This is a genomic window from Pseudomonas sp. FG98 (genome assembly GCF_057808595.1).
Window position 1 is genome coordinate 37,495 of the sequence record NZ_JBMDIJ010000028.1, and the last position, 14,029, is coordinate 51,523.

General features: G+C 64.4%; 10 protein-coding genes. All 10 read left to right on the forward strand.

Annotation, left to right across the window (positions count from 1 at the left end; genetic code table 11):
• Window position 1 precedes the first annotated feature (1 nt).
• Window positions 2-775 (forward strand): enoyl-CoA hydratase, encoded by a 774-nt coding sequence (locus ACODSK_RS17485; protein ID WP_489017879.1) that lies wholly within the window; start codon window positions 2-4, stop codon window positions 773-775.
• A gap of 292 nt (window positions 776-1,067) precedes the next feature.
• On the forward strand, window positions 1,068-5,624 hold the full coding sequence (locus ACODSK_RS17490; protein WP_489017880.1) for a dermonecrotic toxin domain-containing protein: 4,557 nt from the start codon (window positions 1,068-1,070) through the stop codon (window positions 5,622-5,624).
• 182 nt (window positions 5,625-5,806) lie between these two features.
• Window positions 5,807-7,327, forward strand: coding sequence for an acetaldehyde dehydrogenase ExaC (gene exaC, locus ACODSK_RS17495; protein WP_489017881.1), 1,521 nt, complete (start codon window positions 5,807-5,809; stop codon window positions 7,325-7,327).
• Window positions 7,328-7,437: 110 nt separating this feature from the next.
• Window positions 7,438-7,509: a pyrroloquinoline quinone precursor peptide PqqA gene (gene pqqA / locus ACODSK_RS17500; RefSeq protein WP_009394664.1), complete on the forward strand. Its 72-nt coding sequence runs from the start codon at window positions 7,438-7,440 to the stop codon at window positions 7,507-7,509.
• Window positions 7,510-7,624: 115 nt separating this feature from the next.
• Window positions 7,625-8,788, forward strand: coding sequence for an alcohol dehydrogenase-like regulatory protein ErcA (gene ercA, locus ACODSK_RS17505; protein WP_489017882.1), 1,164 nt, complete (start codon window positions 7,625-7,627; stop codon window positions 8,786-8,788).
• On the forward strand, window positions 8,772-10,439 hold the full coding sequence (locus tag ACODSK_RS17510) for a PAS domain-containing hybrid sensor histidine kinase/response regulator (RefSeq protein WP_489017883.1): 1,668 nt from the start codon (window positions 8,772-8,774) through the stop codon (window positions 10,437-10,439). The genes ercA and ACODSK_RS17510 overlap by 17 nt, the downstream gene beginning before the upstream one ends.
• A gap of 255 nt (window positions 10,440-10,694) precedes the next feature.
• On the forward strand, window positions 10,695-11,099 hold the full coding sequence (locus tag ACODSK_RS17515) for a TraR/DksA family transcriptional regulator (protein ID WP_489017885.1): 405 nt from the start codon (window positions 10,695-10,697) through the stop codon (window positions 11,097-11,099).
• 559 nt (window positions 11,100-11,658) lie between these two features.
• Entirely contained in the window at window positions 11,659-12,891 is a 1,233-nt protein-coding gene (locus tag ACODSK_RS17520; protein WP_489017910.1) for a methyl-accepting chemotaxis protein, read from the forward strand.
• Between the two features lie 477 nt (window positions 12,892-13,368).
• Window positions 13,369-13,836, forward strand: coding sequence for a hypothetical protein (locus ACODSK_RS17525; RefSeq protein ID WP_489017886.1), 468 nt, complete (start codon window positions 13,369-13,371; stop codon window positions 13,834-13,836).
• Window positions 13,833-14,027 carry a hypothetical protein gene (locus ACODSK_RS17530; RefSeq protein WP_489017887.1) on the forward strand — a complete coding sequence of 65 codons (195 nt, stop codon included), beginning with the start codon at window positions 13,833-13,835 and terminating at the stop codon, window positions 14,025-14,027. The genes ACODSK_RS17525 and ACODSK_RS17530 overlap by 4 nt, the downstream gene beginning before the upstream one ends.
• Window positions 14,028-14,029 lie beyond the last annotated feature (2 nt).

Genomic DNA, 14,029 nt, shown 5'->3' on the forward strand with positions numbered 1-14,029 from the left:
CATGACATTCGAAACCATCCTCGTCGAGAACCGTGACCGGGTCTGCCTGATCACCCTGAACCGGCCGCAGGCGCTCAATGCCCTGAACCGCCAGATCATCGGCGAGCTGAACCAGGCGCTGGACGCCTGCGAGGCCGACGCCAACATCGGTTGCATCGTCATCACTGGCTCAGCCAAGGCCTTCGCCGCCGGTGCCGACATCAAGGAAATGGCCGAGCTGCAATATCCGCAGATCTATATCGACGACCTGTTCAGCGACTGCGACCGCGTGGCCAACCGGCGCAAGCCGATCATTGCCGCCGTGTCCGGCTTCGCCCTGGGCGGCGGCTGCGAACTGGCGCTGATGTGCGACTTCATCCTTGCCGCCGACAACGCCAAGTTCGGCCAGCCGGAAATCAACCTCGGCGTGCTGCCGGGCATGGGCGGCACCCAGCGCCTGACCCGTGCGGTAGGCAAGGCCAAGGCCATGGAGCTGTGCCTGACCGGCCGTTTGATGGGCGCCGAGGAAGCCGAGCGGGCCGGCGTAGTGGCGCGCATCGTGCTCCAGGCGGAACTGCTGGATGAAGCGCTGAAGGTGGCGGCGGTGATCGCCAGCAAGTCGATTCCGGTATCGATGATGGTCAAGGAAACGGTGAACCGCGCCTTCGAGGTCAGTTTGGCCGAGGGTGTGCGCTTCGAGCGCCGGGTGTTCCATGCTGCCTTCGCCACCGCCGACCAGAAGGAAGGCATGGCCGCGTTCATTGCCAAGCGCGAGGCGCAGTTCAAGGATTGTTGATGGGCGGGTGGGGAGGCTCGCGGCGAATGCGCTGGTGAATTCACTGACGCATTCGCTAGCAAGCGGCTCTCATGGCACACCGCATGACCTATTGATTTAGTGGAACCCTGTGGGAGCGGGTTGACCCGCGATGGCGTCGGTTAAGCCTCCATCGTAATCGCGGGTAAACCCGCTCCCACAGGGTCCGCGCCGCCCTGTAGGGCAGTGGCAACTGCTCCAGCAAGATGTACCGCCCGCCGCAAACCCTTCACCGCTGAAATGCCGCTTCCATTCAATGCAAGGAAGCGCCCTCATGACTCCTACCCCTTCGCCCCTGGGCCAGTTGGCCATCGACTCTCCCTTCTGCGGCCCCATTGCCCAGCGCTTCGCCAGGCGCCCGTCATTGCGCGATGTGGCCTGGTGCCTGATCTTCGAACAGTGCTTCCTGCACGGCCTCACCGAACCGGATCCGTCGGCGCTGCTGCTTTATCGCACCGACGCCAAGGGCGTCCAGCATGTCGAGGAACTGGCCGATGTACTGATCGAATGCTGTGCCCAGGGGACATCACTGAGCCTGGATGCCGACAGCGATTACCTGAGCTTCTACAAGGGTGCGGAAACACCATTCCGCAGCAAGGTCCCGGTTGCCGAGATACAGCTGCTGATCAACGAAAGTGCGCGCTCCCTGCTCTCCACCTATCAACAGGCGTTGTACGAGTACTGGAATTTCTCCGGTGATGGCGAGGGCAGCCCTTTGCGCTGGTTGGCCGACCACCTGCAACAGCAATGCAGCGCAGTCCTGAACCAGTCCTTTACCGATGGTTCCCTGGACAGCCTGGAGGCGGCGACGTTGCGGGTGATCGCCAGCTTCCCGAAGGCCAGCGACAGGGCATTGCTGAACAACCTGGTCGAGGTCAAGGTCAGCCTGCTCGGCCTGACGCCCTGCGTCGAACAGGGGCTGGATCCGCAGCTGTCCAGTGCGATCCTGCTGGAGCGTGACATCGTTCAGTTGCAACGCCGCATGGCCCTGGTGTTCACCCTGAGCGGCGCGCTCCATCGCTTCGACTCGCGCAATGCCTTGCACGGTGCGCTGGTCGATCGTTGCACCAATACGACTACGTCGCGGTTCCTGCATCAGTACAGTGCGCCGGGCTCGGTGTTCATCGACCAGGCCTTGTTGTTGCGCGAGCAGCAACAGACCCTGATCAGCGCGCTGGCCCGTTTGCCGGTGCTGCCGGGAATGAGCGCCGGACAGTCGTTGCAGGCACGCCTGGACGAGGCCAGTTCGTTGCTGGAGATCTGCCAGGCCAGCCAGCGCGAGATGCGCCAGCGTTTCCGTCAGCAGTTGCCCGACTGGCTCGGCAAGGCTGGCGAGGAGCAGCGGCGTGACTATGCCGCGCGCCTGCTGCGCTTGGCGCAGATGCAGCGCGAGGGCGAGGACAAGTCGTTCCTCGACGGCGTTCCGGACGCCATCGAGTTTGCCGGCGAGCAGTTGCGCGACGCCATGCGCAAGGATCATCCGCATGATCCGCTACCTGACCTGGACGACCTGGAGCTGGTCAACAAGCAGGTCACCGCCGCCGCTGGCGGCACTGGCGGCAGCGTGATTCCAGTGGGAGAAGAACAGACCGTGCGGATGACCCCGATGCAGTTCGCCCTCGGTAACCTGGCGTTGCTGCAGGCCGGCACGGTCACTCTGCACAGCCACTCCGGCGCCACGCTGCCGGAATGGTTGACGGTGGATTATCTGAAGGAGGTGGTGACCCGCGAAGATGTCGGCGGGCACTATCCGTCGCTGTTGCAGCGTCATCTGCTCGACGACGCCAGCGAGCGGGAAGTCCGTCAGCAACGTTTCGCCCGGCAGATCCGTGAACAGCTGCCACTGCTGGCCCTGGAAACCCGCCTGCGCGACCCGGCCAGGCTCAGTGCCGAGAGCCTGGCGCGGATCGACAGCCTGTTGCGTCCGCTATTGCTGAGCCAGATATCGGTGGCCCTGCGGCCGCTGTCCTTTATCGCGCGCTCCGGGGCCAGTCCGGATGTCGCGGTCAATGCCTGGCTGATCGAGGCTGCGCGGATCGGTGAGGGTCCTTGCCTGCTGTATCGCCCATTGCAGCGTGAGCCGTTGCTTGAGTTCAGCAGTCGCGAGGCGTTCTTCAAGGCCCTTTGCGAGCCCGGTCCGCTGCAGGACGACATCCTCCAGCGCCTGCCCGCGAACCGGCAGCCGGTCTATGCTCGGGGTGGTTTTGCCGAGCCCCATGTCGTGCGCTTCTTCCCCGGTGACGAGTTTTCCATGATCAGCGTGCCGGCACTGGCCAAGCTGGGCGAGGCGAGCCTCGACGGCGATGTGACGATGGCCTTGTACGAAGCCTGCGCCCGGGAGCTGATCGAGCGTGCACAGCGGCAAACCCTGTCCACCAGCGCCAGTCGCTGGCTGGGTTACCAGGAGCTGGGCTGGCTGATGCTCAATACCGTGCTGCCGTTCTTCGATGGTCCGCTGGTCAGGGCGACGTGGATGCTGCCGCTGTTCGCCGGCTTGCGCGGTGTGCTTTCCGATGCCCATGGCGGTGGGCAACCGGGCGAGTTGCAGCAACTGCTGCTCAGCCTGGCGTTGCTGTTGCTGCCGGAAGGCGAATCGGTGTTGCCGCGGGAGGTCACTCCGCCGCCAGTGGCGGGGAGCGGCGAGCCGCTGAGCATCGAGCCGGCCGTGGTCGAGTTGCCGCAAGCGCCGGCTTGGTCGCGGTTCGGCTGGGGCAGCAGCGAACTGACTGCGGCCCAGCGCCAGGCCCTGGCCAGCTTCCGTCGCGAGCTGACGCCACAGCAGTTGGGCACGGCGCAGGTCGAGGGTGACTACCAGGGGCTGTACCAGTACCAGCAGCAGTGGTGGGCATCGATCGAAGGCGTCACCTACCAGTTGTCCTTCACTGCGGACGGGCCTCGGTTGATCGATGCCGATGGCAAGCTCGGGCCCTGGGTACGCAGCAGCGCCGACGGTACCTGGCAACTGGACTTCGGCCTGCGCCTGCGCGGCGGCATGCCCGCCAACCGGCGCATCGCGCAACTGCGGGAGAGCAATCGGCAACGCATCGTGCAACTGGAGGAAAACCATGGCCGGTTGCTGTCGCGCCGGATCGCCACGGCGGAACAGGTCCAGGCCGACCTGGAGGAGGCCGCCCGCCAGCAGTATCCGGTCGAGGCGCATCTGCAAACCTATGCCGCGCACCTGCGCGAGCAGGACCGCGTGCTGGTGGAGTTCGACGACAACCTGAGTCAACTGCACCAGCTCAAGCCGCAGTCGGAGTTCAAGCGCATGCATGCGCGCAATCTCTACGACCGGGCCGGGGTGCAGGCGCAACTGTCCTATGTGCTGCATTCGTTGTTCAGCGACAACCAGGTGATCATGCGCGATCTGCGCCCCGCCTCTTCGCCCCAGGAAGAACAGGCGCCGCAGCATGTGGAGAAGTTCAAGCGCATGATGGAAGCCTGTCGCAAGGCCAAGGAGGAAGTGGACGGTCTGATCGCCTGCCACCAGGTGATCGCCGAGATGAGCCGCTTGCTGCGCGAGATCCTGCCCGGTGGTCCGCAATTGGCGGACAAGGCTGCGCAGTTGCTGGACAAGGAGCCGAGCCTGCGCTCGTGGACCTCGGTGGACCTGAGCCTGCGCGCGGCGAACATCCTCGATACCGAGCAGAGCAGTGACTACAAGGTGCTCTACAGTGCGTTGCTGGCGGCGCGGACCGGCTTGAGCATGCGCGATTCCATCGAGGTCAAGGACGCGTTCAGCGACGCCGAGCAGGTGGAGGTCCTCGACAGTGTGGTCGGTCGCCTCGGCGTTGCGCTGGACACTACCCGCCTGTACCAGGCGCTGCCGCGTCAAGCGGGTGGCAAGGAGCAGCTCGATGCCTTCGTCGCAATTCTCGAATCGCTCCAGCAAGAGGCCCAGGGTGAACTGGCCGCGCGCTTGCAGATGCTGCCCAGCCAAAGCGAAGCGCCGCCGAAGACGGTGCCGGCCAAGCGCAAGCAGGTACTGATCCGCACCCGCAACCGCGGTGTCGTGGTCGGTGCGCGGCGCAAGGCCGAAGGCGATCGGCCGGAGACCGTGGTGGTGGTCGACCCTATCGACAACACCGAACTGGCCAGCTACGAGGAAAGCTCCGAGCCGGGCGTGTGGCAGCCTGTGGCGGACACCCGCAACGAGCCGCCAGCACCGACGCCGGCCAGCCTGGCCACGCTGATCAAGCGCTCCACGCCGCTGCTCAACAACGCCGAGCGGCGGATCGCCAAGGTGCGCAGCCAGGCGAAGACCGCCACGGTGGGTGCCGATATCGAGGAGATCCTGATCCAGGAAGCGCGCCCCCTGGACGTTCTGGTGCAGCAGATCCAGGAGGCACTGACCCGGGAAAACGCCACCGATGACTCCGTCGATGGCCTGGATGCCGCTCGCCAGATTGCCGCGCTGACCAGCAAGGCCCAGTCGATGCGCGACGAGGGGCGGCGCCTGCGGGTGGACATCCTGAAGAAACAGGCGCCTACCGTGGGGCATGTGTCGTGGCTGCTCGATCAGCACGAGGTCAGCATCGCCAGGGAAGGCGAGCGGGTCGCCCTGGCGAAGCGCAAGGGTTTCCCCCAGGACTACCTGCAGGAGTTCGTGATTCGCGACAAGGACGCCACGCCGCTGTGGTATGCACATTTCCATTACGCCAGCGCCGACGCCGTGGACGCCGAGTTCACTGCCGCCCACCTGAAGACCCGCGAGCAACGTTTTGAGCGTGGCCCGCAAGTGGTGGCCACGCAGAGCAACCAGGCGATCATCGAGGTGTATCGCAGCCGGATCGACAGGAGCAGTGCGTTGCAGTTGTTCCTGAGCCTGTAGAAGCATCGCTGGCAAGCCAGCTCCCACAAGGGCCCGGAGCCGGCTTGCCGGCGATGGGCCCTTACTACCAAATGAGTAGCGCTTCCCTGCCAAGGGCTGATTCGTTGCCCCGGCGCGGCTGACTAAGATCCAGTCACTGCCCGTCATCCACGACGGGCGCCGCTCAGCAGAGGCCCTGAACCATGATCTACGCAGCTCCCGGCAGCCCGGATGCCATCGTTTCCTTCAAACCGCGCTACGGCAACTACATCGGCGGCGAGTTCGTCCAGCCGCTGAGCGGCCAGTACTTCAGCAACACTTCGCCGGTCAACGGCCAGTTGATCGCCGAATTCCCCCGTTCCAATGCCCAGGACATCGACAAGGCCCTGGACGCTGCCCACGCCGCCGCCGACGCCTGGGGCCGCACGTCAGTGCAGGACCGCTCCAACATCCTGCTGAAGATCGCCGACCGCATCGAGCAGAACCTGGAAGTCCTGGCCCTGGCCGAGACCTGGGACAACGGCAAGGCGATCCGCGAAACCCTCAACGCCGACGTGCCCCTGGCCGCCGATCATTTCCGTTACTTCGCTGGCTGCATCCGCGCCCAGGAAGGCAGCGCCGCCGAGATCAACGACAACACCGCCGCCTATCACTTCCACGAGCCGCTGGGTGTGGTCGGGCAGATCATCCCGTGGAACTTCCCGTTGCTGATGGCCGCCTGGAAACTCGCCCCGGCCCTGGCCGCCGGCAACTGCATCGTGCTCAAACCGGCCGAGCAGACCCCGCTGTCGATCACCGTGTTCGTCGAGCTGGTGGGCGACCTGCTGCCGCCAGGCGTGCTGAACATCGTCCAAGGCTTCGGCCGTGAGGCCGGCGAGGCCCTGGCCACCAGCAAGCGTATCGCCAAGATCGCCTTTACCGGCTCGACTCCGGTCGGCTCGCACATCATGAAATGCGCTGCCGAGAACATCATTCCGTCCACCGTCGAACTGGGCGGCAAGTCGCCGAACATCTTCTTCGAAGACATCATGCAGGCCGAGCCGTCGTTCATCGAGAAGGCCGCCGAGGGCCTGGTCCTGGCCTTCTTCAACCAGGGTGAGGTGTGCACCTGCCCGTCCCGCGCGCTGGTCCAGGAGTCGATCTATCCGCAGTTCATGCAGGAGGTGCTGAAGAAGGTCAAGCAGATCAAGCGCGGCAACCCGCTGGACACCGAGACCATGGTCGGCGCCCAGGCCTCCGAGCAGCAGTACGACAAGATCCTCTCCTATCTGCAGATCGCCCGCGACGAAGGTGCCGAGATCCTCACCGGCGGCGACGCCGAGCAACTGGCCGGTGACCTGGCCAGCGGTTACTACATCCAGCCGACCCTGCTCAAGGGCCACAACGGCATGCGCGTGTTCCAGGAAGAGATCTTCGGCCCGGTGGTCGGCGTCACCACCTTCAAGGACGAAGCCGAAGCCCTGGCCATTGCCAACGACACCGAGTTCGGTCTCGGCGCCGGGGTGTGGACCCGCGATATCAACCGCGCCTATCGCATGGGTCGGGGGATCAAGGCCGGCCGCGTATGGACCAACTGCTACCATCTGTACCCGGCACATGCCGCGTTCGGTGGCTACAAGAAATCCGGTGTCGGTCGCGAGACCCACAAGATGATGCTCGACCACTACCAGCAGACCAAGAACCTGCTGGTCAGCTACGACATCAACCCGCTGGGCTTCTTCTGATTGCCCGGATAGCTGCAGCAAAACGCTTCCAAAGTAGCATTCGCCACGCACCGGAAACGGTGTATCACTAGACGCACCGCCAACCCGCGGTGCCAGAAGAGGATGGACCTATGTGGAAAAAGCCTGCGTTCACTGATCTGCGTATCGGTTTCGAAGTGACCATGTACTTCGCCAACCGTTGATCCCTCTGGCGCCGGCCGGTTCTCCAGCGGCCGGCGCTGCTTCTCGATGGTCGCATTGCATTCCCCCCTCTTTGCTTTACGCTGGCGCTAACTTAAAAAAACAAGAAGGCGTTGCATGAGCCCGACTCTCAGCCCGTTGCGCAAGTTCGTCTCCCCCGAAATCATCTTTGGCGCCGGCTGCCGCCATCACGTCGCCAATTACGCCCGCACCTTCGGCGCGCGCAAGGTGCTGCTGGTCAGCGACCCCGGGGTGATCGCCGCCGGCTGGGTCGCCGATATCGAAGCCAGCCTGCAGGCCCAGGGCATCGACTACGTGCTGTACAGCCAGGTGTCGCCCAATCCGCGGATCGAGGAAGTGATGGACGGCGCCGAACGTTATCGCGCCGAGCAGTGCGACGTGATCGTCGCGGTCGGCGGCGGCAGCCCGATGGACTGCGCCAAGGGCATCGGCATCGTGGTCGCCCACGGCCGGCACATTCTCGAATTCGAAGGGGTCGACACCATTCGCGTGCCGAGCCCGCCACTGATCCTGATCCCGACCACTGCCGGCACCTCGGCAGACGTTTCGCAGTTCGTGATCATTTCCAACCAGCAGGAGCGCATGAAGTTTTCCATCGTCAGCAAGGCGGTGGTGCCCGATGTGTCGCTGATCGACCCGGAAACCACGCTGAGCATGGATCCGTTCCTCTCCGCTTGTACCGGGATCGATGCGCTGGTGCATGCCATCGAGGCCTTCGTTTCCACCGGCCATGGCCCGCTGACCGATACCCACGCCCTGGAAGCCATGCGCCTGATCAACGGCAACCTGGTGCAGATGATCGCCAACCCGAGCGATATCGCCCTGCGCGAGTCGATCATGCTCGGCAGCATGCAGGCCGGGCTGGCCTTCTCCAACGCGATCCTCGGCGCGGTGCACGCCATGTCCCACAGCCTTGGCGGTTTCCTCGACCTGCCCCACGGGCTGTGCAATGCGGTGCTGGTGGAGCATGTGGTGGCCTTCAACTACAGCGCCGCGCCAGACCGCTTCAAGGTGATCGCCGAGACCTTCGGCATCGACTGCCGCGGGCTCAACCACAACCAGATCCGCCAGCGCCTGGTCGAGCACCTGATCGCCCTCAAGCATGCCGTGGGCTTCCACGAAACCCTGGGCCTGCACGGGGTCAGCGGCAGCGACATCCCGTTCCTCTCGCAACATGCCATGGACGACCCGTGTATCCTCACCAACCCCCGTGCCTCGAGCCAGCGTGATGTCGAGGTGGTCTATGGCGAGGCCCTCTGACCCGGGCAACGAAGCCCTGGCCGGGCTGCTCGGCCTGAGCAATCACACTGTACGCAAGAGCCACTACCCGGAGCTGGCGGCGCGCCTCGACGAGCTGGAAACCGAACGCAATCGCTACACCTGGCTGTTCGAGCACGCGGTGCACGGGATCTTCCAGGCCAGCCTGGAAGATGGCTTGCGTGCGGCCAACCCGGCCATGGCGCGGTTGCTCGGCTATGCCGACCCGCAGCAGCTGCTGCTGGCCCGTACCGACCTGGCCGGGCATCTGTTCGTCGGTGGTGAAGAGGAGTTGATGGCGATCGCCCAGCAGCTCCAGCGCGAGCGCGCCCTGCTCGGCTACGAGACCCAATTGCAGCGCAAGGACGGCACGGCAGTGGACGTGCTGATGAACCTGCTACTGCGTCCGGACGAGGAGGGCGTGGTGGAAGGCTTTGTCGCCGATATCACCGAGCGCAAGCAGCATCACGCCCGCCTGCAGCAGCTCAACGACGAGCTGGAGCAGCGGGTGGTCGAGCGCACCAATCAACTGATCGAGGCGCGGGACGCCGCCGAGGCGGCCAACCGCAGCAAGGACAAGTATCTGGCGGCCGCCAGTCATGACCTGCTGCAACCACTGAATGCCGCGCGCCTGCTGATCTCGACCCTGCGCGAGCGCAGCCTGCCGGCCGCCGAGCAGGTGCTGGTGGAGCGCGCGCATCAGGCGCTGGAAGGCGCCGAGGACCTGCTGACCGATCTGCTCGACATTTCCCGTCTCGACCAGGCGGCGATCAAGCCGGATCTGGATCTGTATCACCTGGACGAACTGCTCGGTCCGCTGGCCTCGGAATTCCAGCCGGTGGCCGAGGCCGCCGGGCTGCACCTGCGGGTACGCAGCGGGGCGTACATGATCCGCAGCGATATCCGCCTGCTGACGCGGATCCTGCGCAACTTCCTCAGCAACGCCTGTCGCTATACCGAGCAGGGCGGCATTCTTCTCGGTGCGCGGCGTCGTGGCCAGGTGCTGCGCCTGGAGGTGTGGGACAGTGGCCGGGGGATTGCCGCCGATCGGCTGGAGTCGATCTTCCTTGAGTTCAACCAGCTCGATGTCGGCCGCGCCGCCGACCGCAAGGGGGTCGGCCTGGGCCTGGCGATCGTCGAGCGTATCGCCCGGATTCTCGACTGCCGGGTGCAGGTGCGTTCGTGGCCAGGACGCGGTTCGGTATTCAGCATCGATGTGCCGCTGTCGCGCGAGGCCCCGCGTCCGGTGGTCGCACCCGGCGTGGTGCTGCCGGTCTTGGGCGACCCGCTGCCCGGGCGACGCCTGCTGGTGCTGGACAACGAAACCAGCATCCTGCAAAGCATGGCGGCGCTGCTCGGGCAGTGGGGCTGCGAAGTGCTCACCGCCACCGATCGCGAGGCGGCCCTGGAAGCCTTGCAGGGACGGGCGCCGGAGCTGGTCCTGGCGGATTTTCACCTCGATCATGGTGTAACCGGATGTGAGGTCGTACGCGACCTGCGCAAGCACTTCGGGGTGGCCATACCGGCGGTGATGATCACCGCCGATCGCAGCGACCAGAGCCGTCGCGCTATGCAGCGGCTGGGCGCGCCGTTGCTGAACAAGCCGGTCAAACCCGGCAAGTTGCGTGCGGTTTTAAGTCAATTGCTCGGATAAGCGGGCGTTGCCGTGCTTCACCCGCCCGAGGGTTTTTTGTTATAAACGCTGCCCTTGCACCCAGCTTGTGCGGGATAAGGGGCTTTTCGGACAAAACCGCAGTCATTTCTGTTGCCCGCCATGAGGCTCGGCCTTAGACTGCCGCCCCCTGTAAATTGAGTACCGGCTGGTGCTTGAAGAATTCCGCTGCTGGCGACGCGCTCGCCGCGGCACCCGATTCGTCTAAATGCACGTACATTTTTATTAGAGATATCAATGACAAAGGAAAAGTTGCTGGCCATGCCGGCCGATGACTACATGAACGCCGAGCAACAGGCTTTCTTCTCCAATCTGCTCAAGCAGATGAAGGTGGAGACCCAGGAGCGCATCGAGCAGAGCCGTGTAACCATCGAAAGCCTGGACTCGCCTGCCGATCCTGCCGATGCCGCCTCGGTCGAAGAAGAGCGCCACTGGCTGGTCAACGCCATCGAGCGTGACCAGCGCCTGCTGCCGCAGCTGGAAATGGCCCTGGGCCGCATCGCCGACGACAGCTTCGGCTGGTGCGACGACAGCGGCGAGCCGATCGGCCTCAAGCGTCTGCTGATCAGCCCGACCACCAAGTACTGCATCGAGGCGCAAGAGCGTCACGAGCAACTGGACAAGCACCAGCGCCAGGTCTGATCCGGCGCGGTACCACGAAAGCCCCGGGCCACGCGCCCGGGGCTTTCGTTTTCGCGCGCGCGAAAATCGCGGAAGTTGTCCTGTATCAAGGCCGGGTCGGCTTACGCCGAAGGAAGCATGGCTAATGGCGTTGTAGTGGCGTTTAATGACACCACAATAACAACGGGGAGCCACAGTCATGATGCGAGACGGATCTCTGCCAGCCAGCCTGGCACAAGCGGACCCGGCACCCAAGGTCGGCCGCGGCTGGTCGGGCGTGGTACTGCAGAGCCTGGTGCTGGTGGTACTGCTGGCGGCCATGGCCTTTGCCGATATTTCCTTCTGGTTCTGCCTGCCACTGGCGTTGCTGGTGTTGTGGCTGCCCCATCTGCGCAGCCGGCCGCGCCCGGCGCCGGTGGCGGTGCATGACCCCCTGGCCGAACTGACCCGCGACCTGGCCCAGGTCACCAGTCACAACGCCCTGTCGGCGGCCGGCGTGGCCTATTCGGTCAAGCAACTGGCGGACAAGCTGCAATCCCAACTGTCCTCGGCGGCGCGTATCGTCAGCAGCGCCGAAGTCATGATCGGTACCGAGAAAGTCACTTCCCAGCTCAGCCGCGACGCCCTGGTGGCGGCCCAGCAGGCCCACGAGAGCAGTGCCGCCGGGCGTTCGGTGCTGGCCGAGTCGATCCAGTTGATGCACCTGCTCAGTTCCCGCGCCAATGAAAGCCGCGAGCTGATCGAGGCCCTGCACCAGCGCAGCGAGGATATCGCCCGGGTAACCCTGGTGATCCAGGCCATCGCCAGCCAGACCAACCTGCTGGCCCTCAACGCCGCCATCGAAGCCGCCCGCGCGGGTGAGCACGGGCGCGGCTTCGCCGTGGTTGCCGACGAGGTCCGTGGCCTGGCCGGGCGTACCGCCAGTGCCACCGAGGAAGTCGGGCAGATGGTCGCGGAAATCCAGCAGCGCACCGCCCAGGTGGTGGAGCAGATCCGCGCGCTGTCGGATGACCTGCACAACGGTGTCGGCCAGGTGGAGCACACCGGCGAGCAACTGGACAGCATCGCTGGCCTGGCGGCGAATGTGGAGCAGCAGATCACCGAGATCGCCGGCGGGACCGAAACCACCCGCACCCAACTCGATAGCCTGTTCCAGGCCGTGGAGCAGATGCGTGGCGACCTGGCCATCAGCGACCAGCAGACCCAGCGCCTGGCCGAGGCCGCGGTGCAGATGGAAGGGCAGGCGGAAAACATCAGCGAGCGCCTGGCCGAGGTTGGGCTGGATGAGTATCACCAGCGGGTGTTCGATCTGGCCCTGCGCGGCGCTCAGCAGATCGCCGAGCGTTTCGAAGCGGATATCCGCGACGGGCGGATCAGTCATGACGACCTGTTCGACCGTCAGTACCAGTTGTTGCCGGGTACCCGGCCGGCCCGTTATCGCACTCGTTTCGACCACTACACCGACCAGGTCCTGCCGGGAATCCAGGAGCCGTTGCTGCGCGAGCACGAAGGGTTGATCTATGTGATCGCCTGCACCCAGCAGGGCTATGTGCCGACCCACAACAACGCCTTCAACCAGGCGCTCACCGGTGACGAAGCCACCGACACTGCGCACAACCGTAGCAAGCGCAAGTTCGACGACCGAACCGGGATTCGTTGCGGTAGCCATCAGCAGCGGGTCTTGTTGCAGACCTACACCCGCGATACCGGGGAACTGATGCATGACCTGTCGGTGCCGATCAAGGTCAATGGGCGGCATTGGGGCGGGCTGCGGTTGGGGTACCGGCCGGAGAAAATGCCGGGAGCTCGTTAGTTGTTCTTGAGGGCCTTGTCGCACGCAATACCTGTGGGAGCTGGCGTTGCCAGCGATAGGGCCCGGAAGAACAGCACCTGAATCAAATCCTGTAACAGCCCTCGGAACAGAAATTTCTCACCTGCAAACAGCACACACCCCTCGACGGGTTTCCGTGTTTTCGTGCATATTCGCTTCCCTGTGCGGTGGGCCATCAGCTTCCCGACGCAACGGGGCGATCTTTTACGGATCGCCTCGCGCCGCGAGGAAGCGGTGAAACACGGAATTTTCACCGCGCAATGTCGGTCAGACGTTCGCAACTACGCCAATTCAGGCATGGGAAAGTGCAATTTCCCACAATGTGCGACGCCTCCGGGCCGCTACTTATTGGTTCCAACTCATTAGTCTTTCGGACTTCGAATTAATGAAGTACGGCATGCCCGTGGGACATTTTCGTCACGGGCGTCAGTGTGATCTCGGTTTTTGAGGAATTTTCATTTGGCAGTCAGCAATCTGGATATGCACGCCCTGTTCGTGCTGGGAGATCTTCGCGGCAAACTGGTCAAACAGTTTCAGTCGCCTTTCGTCTATATCACCGAGCAAAGCCCCGACGGCCTGTACATGGCCGAGGTCGAGACGGCGGACACACTGGTGGTGGACGACAAGCAACGTCTGGAACTGAAGGTCGGAGATCATTTCCGTGCCGCCGTCTTGCCAAGCCGGGAAGGCGGCAAGTTCGAAATTCGCTTCCGCGACATCAAGCAGACCATCTACGGTCTGGGCGAATACGCCTTCGTCAGCATGCCGGAAGGCGAGGGCATCGTCTTTCGCGAAGGGCGCGCGGTGATGATGGTGTTCGCCGCGCACGAGCGTATCAGCGAGGGGCTGTCCAAGACCCTCAAGGCCGCCACCGCCAAGGTTGCCAAATGGCGCAAGGGCGAGCTGACCTTCAAGGCCAGCGAGTGACCGGGCGCCGCGCCTTCCATGAGCGCCACCAGGCCCGCGCCGAAGAGCAGGCGCGCCAGTGGCTGGCGCGGCGGGACGAGTTGCAGGGGCAGTGGCTGAACTGGGTCGCCGGGCAGTTGTATCAGCTCGAACCTGCGGAGTACGCGGCAATGGTCAGGCGCGAGCTGCAGCGCCTGAGCGAAGGGGCGTGACG

Bases quoted from the DNA above. Each gene is read 5' to 3' on its own strand.
- ACODSK_RS17485 (WP_489017879.1), top strand. From the start codon at position 2: ATGACATTCGAAACCATCCTCGTCGAGAACCGTGACCGGGTCTGCCTG.
- ACODSK_RS17490 (WP_489017880.1), top strand. From the start codon at position 1,068: ATGACTCCTACCCCTTCGCCCCTGGGCCAGTTGGCCATCGACTCTCCC.
- exaC (WP_489017881.1), top strand. From the start codon at position 5,807: ATGATCTACGCAGCTCCCGGCAGCCCGGATGCCATCGTTTCCTTCAAA.
- ercA (WP_489017882.1), top strand. From the start codon at position 7,625: ATGAGCCCGACTCTCAGCCCGTTGCGCAAGTTCGTCTCCCCCGAAATC.
- ACODSK_RS17510 (WP_489017883.1), top strand. From the start codon at position 8,772: ATGGCGAGGCCCTCTGACCCGGGCAACGAAGCCCTGGCCGGGCTGCTC.
- ACODSK_RS17515 (WP_489017885.1), top strand. From the start codon at position 10,695: ATGACAAAGGAAAAGTTGCTGGCCATGCCGGCCGATGACTACATGAAC.
- ACODSK_RS17520 (WP_489017910.1), top strand. From the start codon at position 11,659: ATGATCGGTACCGAGAAAGTCACTTCCCAGCTCAGCCGCGACGCCCTG.